The sequence below is a fragment of the Streptomyces sp. NPDC037301 genome (genome assembly GCF_055602785.1).
Map to the genome: position 1 here is coordinate 266,304 of NZ_JBVJWD010000001.1, position 18,078 is coordinate 284,381.

Annotated in this window: 19 protein-coding genes; 12 read left to right on the plus strand and 7 right to left on the minus strand. The window is 71.4% G+C overall.

Annotation, left to right across the window (positions count from 1 at the left end; all coding sequences use genetic code 11):
• Positions 1–59 precede the first annotated feature (59 nt).
• The 7 genes from ACZ7IB_RS01325 (at position 60) to ACZ7IB_RS01355 (ending at position 7,784) form a co-directional block, all read left to right on the plus strand.
• On the plus strand, positions 60–731 hold the full coding sequence (locus ACZ7IB_RS01325; RefSeq protein WP_470908189.1) for a TetR family transcriptional regulator: 672 nt from the start codon (positions 60–62) through the stop codon (positions 729–731).
• Between the two features lie 232 nt (positions 732–963).
• Entirely contained in the window at positions 964–2,175 is a 1,212-nt protein-coding gene (locus tag ACZ7IB_RS01330; RefSeq protein WP_470908191.1) for an alpha/beta hydrolase, read from the plus strand.
• 85 nt (positions 2,176–2,260) lie between these two features.
• Positions 2,261–3,223: a DUF4429 domain-containing protein gene (locus ACZ7IB_RS01335; protein ID WP_470908193.1), complete on the plus strand. Its 963-nt coding sequence runs from the start codon at positions 2,261–2,263 to the stop codon at positions 3,221–3,223.
• A gap of 123 nt (positions 3,224–3,346) precedes the next feature.
• Positions 3,347–4,678, plus strand: a complete 1,332-nt coding sequence (locus ACZ7IB_RS01340) for a sensor histidine kinase (protein WP_470908194.1) — start codon at positions 3,347–3,349, stop codon at positions 4,676–4,678.
• Positions 4,675–5,358, plus strand: a complete 684-nt coding sequence (locus tag ACZ7IB_RS01345; protein WP_470908195.1) for a response regulator — start codon at positions 4,675–4,677, stop codon at positions 5,356–5,358. The genes ACZ7IB_RS01340 and ACZ7IB_RS01345 overlap by 4 nt, the downstream gene beginning before the upstream one ends.
• 174 nt (positions 5,359–5,532) lie before the next feature.
• On the plus strand, positions 5,533–6,579 hold the full coding sequence (locus tag ACZ7IB_RS01350) for an alpha/beta hydrolase (RefSeq protein WP_470908196.1): 1,047 nt from the start codon (positions 5,533–5,535) through the stop codon (positions 6,577–6,579).
• Positions 6,576–7,784 carry an acyltransferase family protein gene (locus tag ACZ7IB_RS01355; RefSeq protein WP_470908197.1) on the plus strand — a complete coding sequence of 403 codons (1,209 nt, stop codon included), beginning with the start codon at positions 6,576–6,578 and terminating at the stop codon, positions 7,782–7,784. The genes ACZ7IB_RS01350 and ACZ7IB_RS01355 overlap by 4 nt, the downstream gene beginning before the upstream one ends.
• Positions 7,785–8,040: 256 nt before the next feature.
• Here the strand turns inward: ACZ7IB_RS01355 and ACZ7IB_RS01360 are convergent, their stop codons facing one another.
• The 3 genes from ACZ7IB_RS01360 to ACZ7IB_RS01370 all read right to left on the minus strand — a co-directional run bounded on the left by ACZ7IB_RS01360 (position 8,041) and on the right by ACZ7IB_RS01370 (position 10,704).
• Complete coding sequence (locus ACZ7IB_RS01360) at positions 8,041–9,054, minus strand: aldo/keto reductase (protein WP_470908198.1); 1,014 nt, start codon at positions 9,052–9,054, stop codon at positions 8,041–8,043.
• On the minus strand, positions 9,054–9,515 hold the full coding sequence (locus ACZ7IB_RS01365) for a MerR family transcriptional regulator (RefSeq protein WP_470908200.1): 462 nt from the start codon (positions 9,513–9,515) through the stop codon (positions 9,054–9,056). Before ACZ7IB_RS01365 ends, ACZ7IB_RS01360 begins: the two co-directional genes overlap by 1 nt.
• Before the next feature lie 73 nt (positions 9,516–9,588).
• Positions 9,589–10,704 (minus strand): serine hydrolase domain-containing protein, encoded by a 1,116-nt coding sequence (locus ACZ7IB_RS01370; protein WP_470908201.1) that lies wholly within the window; start codon positions 10,702–10,704, stop codon positions 9,589–9,591.
• 221 nt (positions 10,705–10,925) lie between these two features.
• Between ACZ7IB_RS01370 and ACZ7IB_RS01375 the strand changes: the two genes are divergently transcribed.
• Positions 10,926–11,747, plus strand: coding sequence for a serine hydrolase domain-containing protein (locus tag ACZ7IB_RS01375; protein WP_470908203.1), 822 nt, complete (start codon positions 10,926–10,928; stop codon positions 11,745–11,747).
• A gap of 72 nt (positions 11,748–11,819) precedes the next feature.
• Here the strand turns inward: ACZ7IB_RS01375 and ACZ7IB_RS01380 are convergent, their stop codons facing one another.
• A complete protein-coding gene (locus ACZ7IB_RS01380; protein WP_470908204.1) occupies positions 11,820–13,004 on the minus strand; it encodes an MFS transporter in 1,185 nt (394 codons plus the stop codon).
• A gap of 100 nt (positions 13,005–13,104) precedes the next feature.
• Between ACZ7IB_RS01380 and ACZ7IB_RS01385 the strand changes: the two genes are divergently transcribed.
• Positions 13,105–14,190, plus strand: a complete 1,086-nt coding sequence (locus ACZ7IB_RS01385) for a DUF5937 family protein (RefSeq protein ID WP_470908206.1) — start codon at positions 13,105–13,107, stop codon at positions 14,188–14,190.
• Between the two features lie 33 nt (positions 14,191–14,223).
• Here ACZ7IB_RS01385 and ACZ7IB_RS01390 read toward each other — a convergent pair whose 3' ends face one another.
• On the minus strand, positions 14,224–14,679 hold the full coding sequence (locus ACZ7IB_RS01390) for an ATP-binding protein (RefSeq protein WP_470908208.1): 456 nt from the start codon (positions 14,677–14,679) through the stop codon (positions 14,224–14,226).
• Positions 14,680–14,764: 85 nt separating this feature from the next.
• Between ACZ7IB_RS01390 and ACZ7IB_RS01395 the strand changes: the two genes are divergently transcribed.
• Genes ACZ7IB_RS01395 through ACZ7IB_RS01405 form a run of 3 tightly spaced genes read left to right on the plus strand, consistent with a single transcriptional unit; the run spans position 14,765 to position 16,453 of the window.
• Positions 14,765–15,589 (plus strand): helix-turn-helix domain-containing protein, encoded by an 825-nt coding sequence (locus tag ACZ7IB_RS01395; RefSeq protein ID WP_470908210.1) that lies wholly within the window; start codon positions 14,765–14,767, stop codon positions 15,587–15,589.
• Entirely contained in the window at positions 15,573–15,839 is a 267-nt protein-coding gene (locus tag ACZ7IB_RS01400; RefSeq protein WP_470908212.1) for a DUF397 domain-containing protein, read from the plus strand. Before ACZ7IB_RS01395 ends, ACZ7IB_RS01400 begins: the two co-directional genes overlap by 17 nt.
• A 23-nt stretch (positions 15,840–15,862) precedes the next feature.
• Positions 15,863–16,453: a GNAT family N-acetyltransferase gene (locus ACZ7IB_RS01405; RefSeq protein WP_470908214.1), complete on the plus strand. Its 591-nt coding sequence runs from the start codon at positions 15,863–15,865 to the stop codon at positions 16,451–16,453.
• A 153-nt stretch (positions 16,454–16,606) separates the two neighbouring features.
• Here ACZ7IB_RS01405 and ACZ7IB_RS01410 read toward each other — a convergent pair whose 3' ends face one another.
• Both ACZ7IB_RS01410 and ACZ7IB_RS01415 read right to left on the minus strand, forming a co-directional pair.
• Positions 16,607–17,251, minus strand: a complete 645-nt coding sequence (locus tag ACZ7IB_RS01410) for a dihydrofolate reductase family protein (protein WP_470908216.1) — start codon at positions 17,249–17,251, stop codon at positions 16,607–16,609.
• Between the two features lie 108 nt (positions 17,252–17,359).
• Positions 17,360–18,016 carry a pirin family protein gene (locus tag ACZ7IB_RS01415; protein WP_470908218.1) on the minus strand — a complete coding sequence of 219 codons (657 nt, stop codon included), beginning with the start codon at positions 18,014–18,016 and terminating at the stop codon, positions 17,360–17,362.
• Positions 18,017–18,078: the final 62 nt, after the last annotated feature.

Genomic DNA, 18,078 nt, shown 5'->3' on the forward strand with positions numbered 1-18,078 from the left:
TGTAACGTAGCTCACAGGTACGCTGAGCTGGACAAAGCAGGGGAAAGAGGGCCACTTCAGTGACCGATGGGCAGCGGGCCGTGTATCCGACCGGGCTGCGTGAACGGAAGAAGCGACGCACCCGGGACGCCCTGCTGCACGCCGCCCTCGATCTTTTCACCGACCAGGGGTACGAGGAGACCACCGTCGACGAGATCGCCGACGCCGTCGAGGTCTCCCAGCGCACCTTCTTCCGCTACTTCGCCAGCAAGGAGGAGGCCGCCTTCGCCATCCAGGAGATGGTGGAGTCGCACTTCCTCTCGGAGCTGCGCCGGCGCCCCGCCCCGGAAGCCCCGTTCGAGGCAATGCGCAACGCGGTCCTCTGCGCCTGGAACAGTATCGGTGAGACGATCGAGGCGATCATCACGGTCGAACTCCATATGCGCACGTACCGGATGATCGAGTCGACGCCGTCGCTGCTCGCCGCCCACCTGCGGCGCAGCATGGATCTGGAGAACCAGATCGCGCTGCTGATCGCCGAGCGCGAGGGGCTCGACGTGAGGACGGACCCCCGGCCGAGGGTCGCCGTGGCCGCGTTCTGCGGGGTGATGCGGGTGACCGGGCAGCTCTGGGGGAAGGGGCGGGACACCAGCGTGGACTCGTTGCGTGCGCTGACCGAGGTGTACCTGGACCAGCTCGGACCGGCGCTGGCCGGGAACTGGCGGGCGGGGGCCGGCTCCGGGCTCGGGTAGCGCCATGGAAACTCCGTCCGATGTGCTGCACGCCTCACTGCCGCGGCATGACCGACTTCACAACCGCCGTGCCCCGATGGCCATATGCGACGCTCCGGGGGCATTCCACGCGCCCGAGTGTGCGCGCCGCACCAACACAGCGTGAAATGAACCGCCTTGAATTCCCGACAGGCAGGTGATGTGTGTCACCCTCTTCACGGCTGCCGTCGCGCGTCTCCTAATGTGGGCCGAAGTGACTTCCTTCGACTCCTCCCCCACGTTCACCGCATGGCGCGCGCTGCTCGCCGTCGCGGTTGTGTTCGTGATGCTGGCGACCACTGGCTGGACCGCCGTACGTCACCCACACTCCGACGAGCCACGCACCGTCGCACTCGCCTCCTGGGCGCGGGGCCACGTGGCGGGTCGTGCGCTGCCGGACGCCGACGCAGCGCCGCACCGCCTGGCGCAGTTCTTCGCCACGCTCACGGCCGCTCAGCGCACCGGTCTTGCCGACAAGTACCCCTTGGTCGTGGGCAATCTGAACGGCGCCCCGGTCACCCTGCGCTACCACGCCAACCGGCTGGCCCTGGTGCAGGCGCGGACGGTCGAGCGGCAGCGCATGCACGACGCCAGACTCTCCCCCGACGGCCGCGCCGAGGCGCTCCGCCGGATGAACCGCTTCCAGTCGATGCTCGCCGAGGGACGGCACATCCTCGCCTTCGACCCGTCCGGAAAGGGCCGAGCCGCAGAGGTGTTCGGTGATCTCGACCGGGCCGAACGGGTCTCCGTGATCGTCCCCGGCGTCGACACCAACCTGCTGACGCTGGAGCGGTCCGCCCCCAAGGTGAATGCCGCGCCGGTCGGTATGGCCAAGTCGCTGTACGCGGCGGAGCGCGCCGCGCGCCCCGGCACCCGTACCGCCGTCATCGCCTGGGCCGACTACACCACGCCTGCCGGAATCGGTATGGACGCGGCCCTGGGGAACCTCGCCGAGCGCGGGGCGGTGCGGCTGAACGCGCTGGTGGGCGCGCTGCCCGGGGACGCCCCCATCTCGCTGTTCTGCCACAGCTACGGCTCGGTGCTGTGCGGTGTCGCCGCACATGAACTGCCCTCCAGGGTCGCCGACATCGCGGTCGCGGGCAGCCCCGGCATGCGGGTGGAGAACGCGGGGCAGCTGCACACCGGGGCCAGGGTGTGGGCGATGCGGGACCACGACGACTGGATCGAGGACGTACCGAACCTGGAGCTGGGCGGTCTCGGGCACGGTGCCGATCCGGTCGACCCGGGCTTCGGCGCACGCATCGTCTCGGCGGGCGGCGCGGTAGGGCACAGCGGCTATTTCGAGCCGGGCACCGAGAGCCTCAGCAACTTCGCCTCGATCGGCGTGGGCGCCTACAGCTCGGTCAGTTGTGCGAACTCCGACAGCGCCTGCCACGACGGAGTCACAGGCAGCCAGGGAATCTGACGGACACAGCGAGCCGTGGTCGGCCGCATATCGGGACTTACGCCGAAGGGGGACGTGCGGGCAAGTGCCGCATACGATGACGCACATGGGTGATGTGCTGGCCGGAATTCATGCCACCTGGGAGTTCGACACCGACTCCGTGCTCATCCGCTTCGAACGGGGAATACGCACACCGAAGCTCTTCCAGAGCCTGCGTGAGCGCCGCGTCCCGCACGCGGCGCTGTCATCGGTGACGCTGACCCCGGGCAAGCGGGGCACGGTGGTCCTGCATGCGGTGCCGAGACCCGGTGCCGACCCGTTGCTGGAAGCTGCGGCCGGGCAGCTGAAGGACGGCTGCGATCCGTACCGGCTGGTGCTCCCCGCCGAGCGCGAAACGCTCGCCGAGTACTACGCGGACGAACTGCGCGCCCTGCTCGGTCCCGACGCGGCGGAGCCCGCCGACCGGTTCCTGGTCGCGGCCCCCGAGGCGCCGATGCAGTTCAAGGCGTACGACGGCCGGGCCGGCTTCGACGGGGACCGGGTCTCCTTCCGGTGGTTCTGGACAGGCGCCTCCACGGCGAAGTGGAAGGCCGGCGACCAGACATTCCCGGTGACGGAGCTGAGGGGCGTCGAGTGGCGCTCTCCGGAGGCCTTCGACGGCTATCTGCGGCTGGTGCCGAGAGGCCAGGAGGGTGCGGGACCGGGCCCGGGTACCGGCCTCGGCATGGGTACGGAGCCGGTCACGAGGATCGGTTCAGGCACGGTGCAGAGCGCACAGCCGTTGGCCCCCCGCCCCGCCCGGGCCGATCAGGACCCGGCTGCCGTGGTCTTCGGCCTCGGCTACGGCCCGGTGCACGAGTCGCTGCCGTTCGCCGCGGCCGTACTGGAATCCGTACGCAGGAAGCAGCCGGCTCCCGCCGCGCCGGCCGCCGTGCCGGCAGGCGTGGGGCGGCGCGATCCCGCGGACATCGCGGAGCGGATCCGGCACCTCGGGGAACTGCACCGGGCGGGCCTGGTGACGGACGACGAGTTCAGTGCGAAGAAGGCCCAGTTGCTCGCCGAGCTGTAGGTGTGGGGTGTCGGATGTCCGGCGTCCGGCTCGCCGGTAGTACTCCCGTACGAGAAGTGCGGCGGTGGACCGGAACCCCGGTATGACGCCATCGGGCCGCTCCATGCCTACGCTGATCAAGCCATGTCCACTTCCCCGCCGCACGGGCCGCCCCCGCCGCCCGTCACCGACGGCCTGGTGAGCGCCGCCCGACGCAATCTGCGCGAGCTCGCCCACGGGCTCGCCCACCCGTCCCATCCCGCGACGCCGCTCCTGGCGGACGCGCCGAAACGGTGGCAGCGGCTGCTGCCGTACGTCGTCGTCCTCGCCCTCGTCGCCACCTTCATCCCGGTCACGATCAATGTCCTGACCGAGGGGTACGGCGTGAACGGAGGACTGGCGGGAGCCCTGGCCGTCGCGCAGGCGGCGCCGCTCCTGATGCTGGCGCACCGGCCGCTGCAGGCCTGGTGGATCATCTTTCCCGCCGACATCCTGGGTGCGGCCGCGCTGCTCGGGTATCCGGTCGACAAGTTCGACATCTGGCCGTGGCCCCCGCCCACCCTGATCGGCTATCTCTTCGTGCTGCTCGCGCTGGCCCTGCGCGAGACCCGGCGGACCCTGATCTCGGTCTGGGTGGCGACGGGTGCGGCGAGCCTGGTCCTGCACCTGATCTCGCCGGAGCGCAGCAACGGCAGCGCGCTGCTGCTCGTGATCCTCGGCGCGGTGGTCCTGGTGATCGGCGCGGCACTGCGGGAACGGGGCGACGCGCAGCGCCGGCTCGCCGAGCAGGAGACCATCAGCGAGGCCGAGCGGGCGCAGCGGACACTGCTGGAGGAGCGCACCAGGATCGCCCGTGAGCTGCACGACGTGGTCGCGCACCACATGTCCGTGATCACGGTCCAGGCCGATTCCGCGCCCTATCGGATCAGCGGGCTGCCCGAGGAGGCGCGCGAGGAGTTCGGTGCGATCGCGGCGAGCGCGCGGGAGTCCCTCGCGGAGATGCGGCGGCTGCTGACGGTGCTGCGCAGCGAGGGCACGGAGGGCGAACGGGCGCCGCAGCCGGGGCTCGACCGGGTGCAGCAGCTGGTGGAGGCGACGGTACGGGCGGGGCTGCCGGCCGAGCTGTCGCTGTCCGCCGATCTGCCGGACGTACCGCAGGCGGTGGATCTGTCGGCGTACCGGATCGTGCAGGAGGCCCTGGCGAACGTGGTCCGGCACGCGCCCGGAGCGCGGACCCGGGTGTCGATCACGTCCGACGGCGAGCACCTGACCGTGCTGGTGGTCAACGACCGGGCGGAGCGGCCCGGTTCGCCGCTGGAGACGACCGGGACCGGGCACGGCCTGGTCGGCATGCGGGAACGCGTACGGTTGACGGGCGGCACGTTGGACACCGGACCGCTGCCCGATGGCGGCTTCCGGGTGGCGGCGCGGCTGCCTCTCGTCCCCGTTCCGCCCCCGACCTCGGAGGACTCTTGACCATCCGCGTGATCATCGTCGACGACCAGGCCATGGTGCGGGCGGGGTTCGCGGCACTGCTCGCGGCACAGAGCGACATCGACGTTGTCGGTGAGGCGCCGGACGGGCGCCAGGGCGTCGACGTCAGCCGGAGGGTCCACCCGGACGTGGTCCTGATGGATGTCCGGATGCCCGAGATGGACGGTCTGGCGGCGGCCCGCGAGCTGCTGAACCCGCCTGCGGGAGTGGTGCACCTGCCCAAGGTGCTGATGCTCACCACGTTCGACGTGGACGACTATGTGTACGAGGCGCTGCGCGCCGGGGCGTCCGGCTTCCTGCTGAAGGACGCGCCGCCGGCGGATCTGATCTCGGCGGTACGGGTGGTGGCGGCGGGCGAGGCGCTGCTGGCGCCGTCGGTGACCCGTCGCCTGATCGCGGACTTCGCCCGGCAGGGGCCGTCCGGGGCCGCCCGGAGCGGGCAGGCGTTGCGGCTGAACGGGCTGACTCCGCGCGAGACGGAGGTGCTGGAGCTGATCGCGCGGGGGCTGTCCAACCAGGAGATCGCGGGGCGGCTGGTGCTGGCCGAGCAGACGGTGAAGACGCACATCGGGCGGGTGCTGGCGAAGCTGGATCTGCGGGATCGCGCGCAGGCGGTGATCTTCGCGTACGAGGCGGGGGTGGTGGTGCCGGGAGAGCAGTAACGGTGGTCTCCCCCCGCCCGCCCCACCGGCAGGCCCCCGGTACACCCCCTACCCCGGTAGCACCCCGCACTTGGCTCCCTGGTGCGACGCCCCCGCACCCACCTCCTTCCTACCTTCCTCTCCGTCGCGCCGAACGGCGTGCGGAAGCCGGATCAGCCGGAGAAGGAGGGCGGGATGCGCCGATACGCGAGGACTCTGGTCGCCGTCGCGCTGGCGACCACCGTGGCGGCGGGGACGGCCGGCTGGGCGTCCGGGAGCGCACAGCAGGCCCTGACCGGGCCACCTCCCGGCACCGCGGCCTGGCGCGCGGATCATGTACTGGGGCGGGAGCTGCCCGACCCGGAGCGGACCACACCCGCCGAAGTGAGCCGGTTCTTCCGACGGTTGACCGCCGCACAGCAACAGGCCCTGGTCGTACGGCATCCACTCGTCGTCGGCAATCTGGACGGCGTACCCGTCGAACTGCGCTACCAGGCCAACGCCCGCTCCCTGCGGGCCAGTCATGACCCCAGGTACACCCATCTCGCCGGAGCGCGACACCGGCAGATCCTCGCCTTCGATCCGCGCGGCCGCGGACAGGTCGCCGAGGTCTTCGGGGACTTGAGCACCGCACGCCATGTGGCGGTCGTGGTACCGGGTTCGGACATCGACGCCGGAACCTTCGACCGGACGAGCGATGTGTACGGCACCCCGGCCGGCATGGCGAAGGCCCTGTATGCGGAGACCGGACGTGGCAGCGCCGTCGTCGCCTGGGCCGGGTACACCACTCCCGTAGGCGTCGGCGTCGATGCCGCGACCGGCTCGCTCGCCGAGGCGGGGGCCGGCCGGCTGACCCGGTTCGCGGACGGGCTGGCCGCCGACGGCGTCCCCACGCCCGCCGTGTTCTGCCACAGCTACGGCTCCGTCGTGTGCGGAATCGCCGCACCCCGGCTGCGCGCCGCGGACCTGGTCGTCCTCGGCTCGCCGGGGATGCGCGCCGACGACGTCGCGGATCTGCACACCACCGCCCGGGTCTGGGCCGCCAAGGACGCCACGGACTGGATCGACAACGTGCCGAACATCGAGGTGGCCGGCCTCGGCCACGGCCCCGATCCGACCGGCCCGGACTTCGGCGCACGCCGTGTGCCGGCCCACGACGCCCACGGGCACACCGGCTACTTCGCCCCCGGCACGGACTCGCTCCGCGCCTTCGCCTCGATCACGGAGGGGGAAGCCCGATGAGCCTCACCGCCCTCGCCGAGCGCATCGACGCGCGTACGCCCGCCCATCGCGACCGGGCCATCGACGGCCTGCGCGCCCTCGCCCTGCTCGCCGTCCCCACCGGCCACTGGCTGCTCGGCGGCTTCCGCCTCGACAGCGGCGGCGCGCTGCACAACGCCAGCCCGCTGTCCACGTTCGGCGGCCTCGCCCCGGTGAGCTGGGTGCTTCAGATGCTGGGCATCTTCTTCCTGGTCGGCGGGTACGCCTCCGTCCTCTCCTACCGCCGCAGAAAATCCACCACCGGCGCCTGGCTGCGCGGACGCGTCGCCCGTCTGGGCAGGCCGGTGCTCGGGGTGACCGCCGTCTGGGCGGCGATGATCCCGGTGCTGAGCGCGCTCGGCGTGCCCGGTGACACCCTGCGGACCGGGTCGACGCTGGTGATCCAGCCGCTGTGGTTCGTCGGGGTGTACACGGTGGTCACGGCGCTCACCCCGTACTGCGTCAAGGTCGCGCGGAAGCTGGGCGGCTGGGCCGCCGTGCCGCTGCTCGGGTCGGTCGCCGTCGTCGACTTCCTGCGTTACGGGCCGTTCGCCGACGCCGTGCCGTCCTGGCTGAGCGTGCTGAACATCCTTCCGGGCTGGCTCTTCGCGTACCAGCTCGGCGTCTCCTGGGGCGAGGGCCGCATCGGCAGGCGCGGCGCCCGCGTCCTGCTCGCCGGCGGGAGCGTCCTGTTCGCCGCGCTGCTGCTCGCCTTCCACTACCCGGCGTCGATGGTCGGCGTACCGGGCGAGGCGCGGACGAACTCGCATCCGCCGTCGTTGCTGGTCCTGGCGCTGGCCGCCGCGCAGAGCGGTGCGGCAATCCTGCTGCGCGACCGGATCGGCCGGTTCCTGCGCAGGCCGCTGGTGTGGGCACCGGTCGTCGTCATCAACCTGTCCGCGATGACGATCCTGTGCTGGCACCAGACGGCGATGCTGGCCGCGGCGGTCCCCGCGTCGTTCGCCGGTGCCGTGCCGGGGCTGACGACCGGGCCCGACACGATCGGCTGGATCCTGGCGCGCGTAGCGTGGATGCCGGTGTTCGCAGGGCTGCTGGTGCTGATCGCCCGGTACGCGCGGCGGTTCGAGGCCCCGTGGCAGGCCGGTACGCGCGCGGCGAACGCCCGCCGGGCGGTGGCGGGCCTGCTGGCGACGGGGTTCGCGGCGTACGCACTGGGACTGGCGTAGGGCGGGAAGACCCGGCCCGCCCGGCGATCGAGGGCATCCTCCGGGTCCGCCCGGCAAAACCCGGCCCGCCCGGCGTCCGAGGACATCCTCCGGCCCAGCCCGGCAAAACCCAGCCCGCCCGGCGTCCGAGGACATCCTCCGGCCCAGCCCGGCAAAACCCGGCCCGCCCGGCGATTGAGGGCATCTTTAAGCCCGTCCGGCGCTTGAGGGCACAACGATCGCAGGGCGCCCCGGCCCGGCACCCGGGCCGGAACGACTACTCGCGCGCCGCGGAGGTGGAGCTCATGTCCGGATACCGGTCCCCCGCAACCCGCCCCGCGATCGGCTCCAGCAGCGCCAGCTCCTCCGCGGTCAGCGTGAGCCGGGTGGCGGCCACGTTCTCCAGCAGCCGGCTGCTCTTGCGGGTGCCCGGGATCGGCACCACGGTCAGGCCGTGCACCTGGGCCCGCTGCTGCACCCAGGCGAGCGCCACCTGCGCGGCCGATGCCCCGTGCGCCGCCGCGATCTTGTGGACGGGCTCCAGCAGGGCGGCGTTCGTCTTCGCGTTGTCGCCGGTGAAGCGCGGCTGGAACTGGCGGAAGTCGCCCTTCGACAGGTCCTTGGCCGCGTCCGCGAACGCCCCGGTCAAAAAGCCGCGGCCGAGCGGCGAGTACGGCACGAAGGCCACACCGAGCTCGACCGCGGCGGGCACGGCACTGCGCTCGACGTCCCGGCTGAAGAGCGACCACTCCGACTGGAGGGCGGCGATCGGGTGCACGGCGTACGCCTCGCGCAGCTCCGCGCCGGTCACCTCGCTCAGCCCGAGCTGCTTGACCTTGCCCTGCCGCACCAGCTCGGCCATCGCGCCGACGGACTCGGCCAGCGGGACGGCCGGGTCGCGGCGGTGCATGTAGTACAGGTCGATGACATCGGTGTTCAGGCGACGAAGACTGTCCTCGACGGCCTGCCGGATGTACGCGGGGTCGTTGCGCACGCCCCGGTACTGCGGGTCATCGGTCCGCTCCATGGCGAACTTCGTGGCGAGGGTGATCTCGCCCCGGTGCGCCCCGACGAACGGCGCCAGGAACTCCTCGTTGGCGCCGCGACCGTACACATCTGCGGTGTCGAAGAGGGTGACGCCCGCCGCCAGCGCCGTCTCCAGCGTCTCGCGCGCGGCGGACTCATCGGTGTCCCCGTAGAACTCGCTCATGCCCATGCAGCCGAGTCCCTGCACGCCGACCTGCGGGCCGCCGTTCCCGAGCTCCACGGTGGTGATCTTGTTGTCAGTCATCAGGCACAGGGCCTTTCCGGCGCCCGTCGGGCACTCGCATAGAAGTCGATCTTGTGGTCGAGGACGGCGAGGGTGTCCTGGAGCTCCGCGATCCGCGCCTTCACGTCGCGGCGGGTCGCCTCCAGCAGCTCCTGCCGTTCCTCGAAGGTGTGCTCGCCCTCGCGCAGCAACTCCGCGTACCGGACCATGTCGGCGACCGGCATCCCGGTCAGCCGCAGCTTGCCGACGAAGGCCAGCCAGTCCAGGTCACGGTTGGTGAAGCGGCGCTGGCCGGTGTGCGAACGGTCGACGTGCGGCATCAGCCCGATCCGCTCGTACCAGCGCAGGGTGTGCGCGGTGAGCCCGGTGAAGGCGGCGACCTCACTGATGGTGTAGCGGTCCTGGCCCTCGGGGCGCGGATGCGCCCGCGGGGCCGAGGCGCAGACGTCCACCTTCACGGAAGTGCTCTCCATCACCGTCATGCCCTCCACGCTAGAACCTTGGAGTGCACTCTAAGCAAGCGCAATCGGGAACGGGGGCCGGTAGCGGTCGCTGTCAGCCGGCGAGCGCGGCGTTGACGAGCGCCTTGATGTACGGGAGATCATTACCGGTCCCCGTCGGGTTCAGGGAGTACGCCAGGCGGTGCCGGAGGTCGCGGGTGGCGAAGATCCCGTTGTCCCAGCCGGGGCGGGAGCCGGTCTTGCCCCAGGCGTACTCGCCGTTCGGGAGCGGGTGGCGCATGAGCCCGCCGACGCTGTAGCAGGCCTCCCCGTCGGTGCAGTTCGCATTGTCGCCGGCGCTTTGCGCGTTCGGTACCTCGAACACCAGCTTCTGCTGGGCGGACGGGAGCAGGCGGCCCCGGAACAGCGCGATGATGAAACGGTCCAGGTCTGCGGCGGTGGAGATCATGCCTCCCTCGGCCCACGGGTACGGGCTCTGCTCGGTCACGTCCTGCCCGTCGAGGTACACCTCCGCGTGGGGCGAGGGGATCGTCGGGTCGTCGGCGGCGGGCAGGCTGGTGTGGCGCAGGTGCAGCGGCCTGATGATCCTGTGCTCCAGTTCGTTGGTGAAGGAATGGCCGGTGACCTTCTCGACGATCAGGCCGAGGACCAAGGAGTTGAGCCCGTTGTACTGCTGCTCGAGCTGCTCGGACCGGGCTGCGCGCGGCACGCGGGCAGCTGCGGCGAACGAGTCACGCAGGAGGTCTTCGGGTGTCACGGACTTGAGCTGCCAGCCGGGTCCGTCGGCCGGGCCGGGGGTGGGCGCAGGCTTGGGCAGGCCGCTCGTGTGGTCGAGGAGCTGGCGCACGGTGACTTCGTCGTACGCCTCGGGCAGCACCTCGGGGACGTATCGGCGCGCCGGTGCGTCCAGGCCGATCCGGTGCTCGGCGACGAGCTGGAGAACCACCGTGTTGGTGAACACCTTGGTGACACTGCCGATCCGGACATACGCGTCGGCGGTGACCGGGCCGGCGGTGGCGCCCACGCCGTCCTGCCTGATCAGCGCGCTCGCAACGACGTCGTCGGGCAGGCGGTCGAGGATGTCCTGGATCACCGGGTTCAAGGACGCCGTGGCGCTCGACGCAGGCGTGGCGGCGGCCGTGGGCAGAGCCGCGCCGGCGGTGAGAGCGGTGGCCAGTGCGAGGGTGGTGGCGGCGAGACGGATGCGCATCGAAGGTCCTTCGGAACGGCGCTGATGGGGTCGTTGCAACGCCAACTCTGCTGCCCACGCCTGCCGTTGCCCATCAGTGATCACCCTGACCAGCCCCTTGGATCGCCCCTGAGAGATGCGACCTGGCGCTGCCCCCCGTCGGTTCGCCGGGCCTCGGCCACCGTGCCCCGGGCTCATCGGCCGGTGACGTGGCGCACGCCCCGCCCGTTACGCTCGTATGCATGCAAAGCCTGGCGATGATCGACAACTGGCCCGTCCCCACCGCGGCTGCGGCCGTCGTACGAGCGGACGGCACGGTCGTCGGTACGCACGGCCCGACCGCGCACCGCTTCCCGCTCGCCTCCGTCACCAAGCCGCTCGCGGCCTACGCGGCGCTCGTGGCGTACGAGGAGGGCGCGGTCGAGCTCGACGAGCCGGCCGGGCCCGAGGGTTCCACCGTCCGGCATCTGCTCGCGCACACCAGTGGCCTCGCCTTCGACGAGCACCGGACGACGGCCGCACCCGGCACCCGGCGGCTCTACTCCAACGCGGGCTTCGAGGTACTCGGCGACCACATAGCCAAGGCCACCGACATCCCGTTCCCGGAGTACGTGCGCCAGGCGGTGCTGGAGCCACTGGGGATGTCAGCGACGGCGGTGGACGGCTCACCCGCCAAGGACGGCGTCTCGACCGTCGACGATCTCATACGGTTCGCGGCGGAGGTGCAGGCGCCGCGGCTGCTCGACCCGCGTACGGTGCTCGCCGCGCAGACCGTCGTACACCCCGGCCTGAAGGGCGTACTGCCCGGCTACGGCCACCAGAACCCCAACGACTGGGGGCTCGGCTTCGAGATCCGGGACCACAAGTCACCGCACTGGACGGGCAGTTCCTCGTCCCCGGCAACCTTCGGGCACTTCGGGCAGTCCGGGACCTTCCTGTGGATCGACCCGGTCGCGGGCGCGGCCTGCGTCGCGCTGACCGACCGCGCCTTCGGCCCGTGGGCGGTCGAGGTGTGGCCGGCGTTCACCGATGCGGTACTGAAGGAGCTCACTCCCGGCCGATGAGGGGCACCGGCATCGAGCCGACCGACCGCGCCGCCCGGCATGCCTCAAGCCACCCGGGGAACAGCGTGCGGCTCAGTGGGCGACGGCAGCGGCTGACAGAAGCGTCGCGGCGGCGAGACTGCCCCAGAGGGCGGCGGAGCCGTGGGGGGCGAGTGCGGTGATGACCGCTGGAGATACGGCGAGGCCGAAGCCTGTGGAGAGCTGGAAGCGAGCAAGGGCGCGCCCCAGGAGGCGGGCCGGGGCCATGGCGGTGACCAGCGCCGTCGCGCTGCCGGCATAGATGATCTCGCCGAGGGTGCAGAGCACGGACACTGCGGCGACGGCAGGAGCGGCCCAGCCGTGGCCCAGCGGGGCGGCGGCGAGGAAGCCGAGATACGACAGGGTGAGCACCACGCCGGCAAGGGCGAGCACGGTCCGCCGGGGGAAGCGGGACATAAGGACGGTGACCGGCACCTGAAGGGTGACCACCAGCACCGTGTTGGCCACAAAGATGCCCGCCGACCACATCGGGGACGCGTGCAGCTGTGTCACCAGGACCAGCGGGAGCGCGATTTCGGGGACGTTGAGGCAGAAGACGTAGATCACGTTGGCGGCCAGCAGTGTCCCCATCCGGGGCGCGGGCTCGTCGTCCCGGTGCCCGGCCGGCTCCGCGGCCGGGTGCGCGTGCATATGGACCGACCAGGCCAGGGCCGCCGCGGCGAGATAGCTGAGGCCGGTGACAGCCGCCAGCGCCTGAAGCGCCGAGGTGCCGCCCGCAAGGCAGGCGGTGGCAAGGAGCGCGCCGACGCCCAGGCCGGCATTGCGCAGCGATCGGCCCGCCGCCAGCGCCGCATCCCTTTCCCGGCCGTCGGCGACCGTGGCCACGAGGGCGGCGTGGGCCGCCGGCCAGGCCTGGTTGCCGATGCCGAGAAAGAGCGCCGCGGTCGCGAACAGCCAGACCTGCCCCGCCGACGCGGCCAGCAGGAACACCGTGCCCACCACACGCACCAGCATCGACGCCGCCACGACCGTGCTCCGTGCGCCCCGGTCCAGCCATCGGCCCACAGCGGGCATGCACACCAGGCCCGTGACCACACCCGCCGTCATGGCGGCGCCGGTGACCGGTGCGGACAGCCCCAGCACCGTCACTCCGTACAGCAGCAGGAAGGGCCGCAACAGGCCGGTACCGAGCGCGTCCACGGCCAGGGCGACGGCGTAGCGGGGGCCTCCGGAGGCACGGACGAGTACTCGCGGCCGGATCTTGGTGGTCGTTTGCATGACGCCCACCGTGCGTTCCGCGCCCGAACAGGGTCATGTCGGTTGACGGGGCCCGTCAACCGAGGTGACCACCGGACGCGCAACCGACGACGATGAAGGGATGACCCTGCGCATCGACATCACCGGCCTGCCGCCCGACCGGCTGCGCTTCGCCCCCTCCCCGCTGGCCGAACTGACCGCGATGCTGCACGTGCTGGCCGCCCCCGGGCATCATCCGCAGCTCACGGCCTGGGCCGCGGACGTCCGGGCCGGGCTGCGGCCGGAGCTGGCGGAGCGGCTGCAGGAGGCGGAGTTCCTCTGGCGGTCCTCTCGCGCGGACTTCCTGGTCCCCGCCCGCCCCCGACAGACCCTCTCCGAAGAGCTGGACGATGTGGACCGGATCGACGACGAGACCTACGTGACCTCCGCGCTCATCACCACGTGCGGCAGCAACCGGGCCTACTTCGCCCAGCCGTCCCCGCTCACCGACGCGGTCGCGCGCGAGCACGTCCTGAACCTGGCCCAGGCCCGCGGCGCACTCCAGGAGGCGTTCACGGAACGGCTGCTCGCGGACCCGGCTTCCGTGCGGGCGCGGGTGCGTCAGACCCTGGAACAGTGCGCCGAGGCCTTCTTCGACGCCGCCTGGACCGGCGTCGAAGCGCGGCTCGCCGCCGACCTGCGCCTGAAGACGGACCTCTTGAAGCGCCAGGGCATCGGCATGGCACTCGCGTCGGTCTCCGGCGCCATCGCGCTGGCGCCGGACGGCCGCAGCATCGTCGTGGACAAGCTGCAGGACAACGCGACCGCCGCACAGGACGCCGGAGTCACCTTCATCCCCAGCGTCTTCGGCCACCCGCACCTGGTGGTGGTCTACGCGCCCGGGTGGCAGCCGGTGATGCAGTACCCCGTGGCCGAGCCGAGCCAGCCGGAACCGGTCTCGCTGGAGACGTGCAGCCTACGGCTGGAGGCACTCTCGCATCCGGTACGACTGCGGCTGCTGCGTACCCTGGCCCGCGGCCCGCACACCACCGGCGAGCTGGCCCACGCCTGGCAGTTGACGCCTCCGGAGGTCTCCCGCCACCTCGCCGTCCTGCGCCGCGCCAGGCTGCTCACGGGCCGGCGGCGCGGTCGCTACGTCCACTACACCCTCGACCTGTCCGCGATGACGACACTGGGCACGGACCTGCTGTCGGCCGTGCTGCGCTGAGCGGATGCGGGATACGGATTCGGGACGCGGACCTCAAAGCGGCGCCGCGCGCCCGGAATCGGCCGCCTTCGTGGCCAGGCACTCGAACCACACCGTCTTGCCACGGCCGTCGGGGCGCGGTTCCGTGCCCCAGCGGTCGGTGACGGCATCGACCAGCATCAGCCCCCGCCCGCCCTCGTCGAGCACATCACCCATGACCGCGCGGGGCAGTTCCGGGGAGGCATCCGCCACCTCGACGCGTACACCCCCGGCCGGGAGCAGGAAGATGAGCGTCTGGCAACGGCGGCCGGGGACGTGCCGTACGACATTGGCGATCAGCTCGGTGAGCGCCAACTCGGCCGCATCGGCCACGTCGAGGAGCCCCCAGGCGGTGAGGTAGAGGCGCAGGATGCGGCGCAGATGCCTGGCCGAGTGGTCGCCCATCGCGAAGTCGGCGCGGTAGGTCGCCTCCACCGGATCGTCGGCCTGCGGCTCGATTACGTGATTCATGTCACCAGAGTGCGGCGACGTGATTACGCTCGGCTACGTACGGAAACGAACGCCGCGAGGCGTTGAATGCCGGAGGTGTCCCGCCGTGGCCAACATCCAGTCGCTCGACCCCAGCGCTTCCCCATTGGACTACTACGGCTGGGAACTGCGCCGCCAGAGAGAGGCCAACAACCTCAAGCAGGGTCAGCTCGGCGACATCATCTTCTGCACCGGCTCGCTGATCGGCCAGATCGAGACCACGAAGAAGATCCCCACCCGCGACTTCTCCGAGCGGGTGGACGCGGCACTCGGCACGGGCGGCGTGTTCTCGCGCCTCGTGGGCCTGGTCCTGCGCAGCCAGCTGCCGACCTGGTTCCAGCCGTACGCGGACATGGAGGCCCGTGCGACGTACATCTCCACGTACCAGGCGCAGTTGGTGTATGGGCTGTTGCAGACGGAGGAGTACGCGCGGGCACTACTCGGTGTGGATCACCCGAACAAGGTTGACGAGATGGTGGCGGCCCGCCTGGACCGCCAGCGGATTCTGAAGCGCGAGAATCCGCCCGCCTTGTGGATCATCCTGAGCGAAGCCGCATTGCTTCAGGAGGTCGGCGGACGCGACGTCATGCGCGCGCAACTGGCACGCCTGTTGGACTTCCGCGACGACCCCTGGGTGCAGATCCAGGTGCTTCCGTTCTCGGTCGGCCAACACACGGGAATGATGGGGTCGTTCACCCTGCTCAGATTCGAGGACAACCCCGACCTCTTCTACGTGGAGAGCTACGACCAGGGTCACATGACCGCCAATCCGCAAGTGATCAAGGAACGTTCGGTCGGCTACGCTCGCTTGCAAGCCACAGCCCTCTCCCCCGAGGACTCGGCGACACTGATCGCTCGCGTGATGGAGGAACGCTATGGAGACCAGGCATGACCTGACCGAAGCGCGGTGGCGGAAGTCGTCGTACAGCGGCACCAGCGGCGGCGAATGCGTCGAGTGCACCGTCACCGGCGGCGCGGCATGGCGTAAGTCCAGTTACAGCGGAAACACCGGCGGCGAATGCGTCGAGGTGGCCGACGGCCTCCCCTGCGCCGTACCCGTGCGGGACAGCAAGAATCCGGACGGCCCCGTCCTGGTCGTCGGGGCCGACGCCTGGCGGGCGTTCGTGGACACGCTTCGTTAGCGCGTGAGCTACGCTCCCCGGCCATGGCCGACATAGTCCGCGCCGCCGCCTCCGACGTCCCGGCGCTCGCTTCCGTACTCGCCAGTGCCTACGCCGAGGACCCCGTCTGGTCCTGGCTGATGCCGCACGACCGGGACCGGAGGCTGCGGCTGCTGTTCACCGCGCATCTGGCGCAGCAGGTCCCGGCGGGCCGGGTGTGGACCGATCCGGAGCGCACGGTGGCGGCGGTGTGGGCGGAGCCCGGGAAGTGGAAGCTGCCGGTGAGCTATCTGCTGCGCAACGCGGGCACGCTGCTGCGGGCGGGGCGGGCCCAGCTGCCCAAAACCGGAATGCGGTTGCTCGCACTGGAGCACCGCCACCCGGCCGACCCCGCGCACTGGTACGTCGAGTACATCGGCACCCACGCGGACGCGCGCGGTACCGGGCGCGGGTCGCAGGTGCTGGGCGGGCTGCTGGAGCGGGCGGACGCGGACGGGCGGCCGGTGTTCCTGGAGTCGAGCAACCGCCGCAATCTGTCGTTCTACCGGCGGCACGGCTTCGCGGTGCAGCAGGAGATGTCGTTCCGGGCCGGGCCGCCCATGTGGTCGATGTGGCGCCGGGACGCGGACCGGTAGCGCTTCGCCGTCGAGCGGGCCCGCCGCCCGCGGCGGTGCGGTGGTCGCGGACGAGTACCGCGGCCCGTGCCGACGTCCCGCCCGCAACCACGCGGTCATTTCACCGGAACGCCGGCGTCGGGCGCGCCCGGCGTCCCCGGGCGCGCCCTCGTGTCACCTCCGCCAGAACAGGTGGTGCGTCACGCCGCTCGGGCTGGGCACGACCTCCAGGTGGTACCGGTCAAGCAGCTCGTCGGGGGACTCCCAGAGCCGCACTCCGGATCCGAGCTTCACCGGCGAGACCGCCACATGCAGGGTGTCGACGAGGCCGGCGTCGAGGAACTGCCTGATGGTGGTGGCTCCGCCGCCGAGTCGGACGTCCTTGCCCTGCGCCGCCTCCCGTGCCTGCCGGAGGACCGTGGCCGGATCCCCGTCGACGAAGTGGAACGTGGTGTCGGACAGCGTGAACGAAGGACGGCCGTGGTGGGTCATGACGAACACCGGGGTCCGGAACGGGGGCTCGTCACCCCACCAGCCGCGCCACTCGTGGTCGTGCCAGGGCCCGCGCTGGGGCCCGAACTTGTTGCGGCCCATGATCTCGGCGCCGATGTTGCGCGCGTAGTCCCGCGTGAAATAGTCGTCGAGCCCCCGGCTCCCCCCGGGGTCCGTGCGCATGGGCCAGCTCGCCGTGGCACCGGCCCAGGCGAACAGCCTCTCGGGATCGACGTGGCCGAACGGACTCTCGAAGCTCTGGTCTTCACCGGCCCCGATTCCGTCACTGGAAACATTGAAGTTCTGGACCCTCAACAGCTGAGCCATGCATTCCTCCTGCGTCGTCGACAGCGGTGATGAGACTTCCCCGGCCAGCAAAACTCATCGCCGCCTCCGCGACCGACCGGAATCCGGGCCGCCCATGGCCCTCCCGGCTCAGGCCGACAATTCCCAGACCAGCACCTCGGCCGCCTCGGCCGCCACCAGCTCCAGCCCTTCCTCGTCGGTGATCCGCACCGAGTCGCCCGCCTCCAACTCCTCGTCGCCGAGCCGCACGCCTCCTGCCACCACATGGACGTACACCCGCGCCGCGTCCGGCACCGCCGTGCGCTCCCCCAGAGCCAGTCTGCGTACGTGCAGCATCGCACCGGCCGCCGGGAGGGCGTACGGGGTGGAGTCGGCGATGCCGGGAACGATCGCGTACGAGGGTTCGCCGCCCGGTTCGAGCGGTGCCAGCCACATCTGAACGAACGTCAGCGGGCCGTCCCCGTCGTTGCGCTCGACGTGACGCACCCCGGCCGCCGCGCTGAGGTGCTGGAGGTCCCCGGCCCGTACGACCGTGGCGTGGCCGGTCGAATCGCGGTGGGTCAGCTCGCCCTCGACGACCCAGGTGACGATCTCCGTGTGGCTGTGGGGGTGTTCGTCGAAGCCCGCGCCGGGCGCCAGCCGCTCCTCGTTGCACGCCAGGATCGCACCGAAGCGCAGATTGTCCGGGTCGTAGAAGCTGCCGAAGGAGAAGGCGTGCCGGGACAGGATGCCGGCGGCCCGGTCCCCGCCCAGGAAGCGGTCTTCGGCGCGGTGTACGGAAATCACCCGCCCACGGTAGCCCTGCCGGGGCACGCTCGGACCCCCGGCCGCTACCCGGCAGTACGACC

Bases quoted from the DNA above. Each gene is read 5' to 3' on its own strand.
- ACZ7IB_RS01350 (WP_470908196.1), top strand. From the start codon at position 5,533: ATGCGCCGATACGCGAGGACTCTGGTCGCCGTCGCGCTGGCGACCACC.
- ACZ7IB_RS01380 (WP_470908204.1), bottom strand. From the start codon at position 13,004: ATGCAAACGACCACCAAGATCCGGCCGCGAGTACTCGTCCGTGCCTCC.
- ACZ7IB_RS01340 (WP_470908194.1), top strand. From the start codon at position 3,347: ATGTCCACTTCCCCGCCGCACGGGCCGCCCCCGCCGCCCGTCACCGAC.
- ACZ7IB_RS01375 (WP_470908203.1), top strand. From the start codon at position 10,926: ATGCAAAGCCTGGCGATGATCGACAACTGGCCCGTCCCCACCGCGGCT.
- ACZ7IB_RS01400 (WP_470908212.1), top strand. From the start codon at position 15,573: ATGGAGACCAGGCATGACCTGACCGAAGCGCGGTGGCGGAAGTCGTCG.
- ACZ7IB_RS01390 (WP_470908208.1), bottom strand. From the start codon at position 14,679: ATGAATCACGTAATCGAGCCGCAGGCCGACGATCCGGTGGAGGCGACC.
- ACZ7IB_RS01335 (WP_470908193.1), top strand. From the start codon at position 2,261: ATGGGTGATGTGCTGGCCGGAATTCATGCCACCTGGGAGTTCGACACC.
- ACZ7IB_RS01360 (WP_470908198.1), bottom strand. From the start codon at position 9,054: ATGACTGACAACAAGATCACCACCGTGGAGCTCGGGAACGGCGGCCCG.
- ACZ7IB_RS01370 (WP_470908201.1), bottom strand. From the start codon at position 10,704: ATGCGCATCCGTCTCGCCGCCACCACCCTCGCACTGGCCACCGCTCTC.
- ACZ7IB_RS01365 (WP_470908200.1), bottom strand. From the start codon at position 9,515: ATGACGGTGATGGAGAGCACTTCCGTGAAGGTGGACGTCTGCGCCTCG.
- ACZ7IB_RS01355 (WP_470908197.1), top strand. From the start codon at position 6,576: ATGAGCCTCACCGCCCTCGCCGAGCGCATCGACGCGCGTACGCCCGCC.
- ACZ7IB_RS01410 (WP_470908216.1), bottom strand. From the start codon at position 17,251: ATGGCTCAGCTGTTGAGGGTCCAGAACTTCAATGTTTCCAGTGACGGA.
- ACZ7IB_RS01405 (WP_470908214.1), top strand. From the start codon at position 15,863: ATGGCCGACATAGTCCGCGCCGCCGCCTCCGACGTCCCGGCGCTCGCT.
- ACZ7IB_RS01385 (WP_470908206.1), top strand. From the start codon at position 13,105: ATGACCCTGCGCATCGACATCACCGGCCTGCCGCCCGACCGGCTGCGC.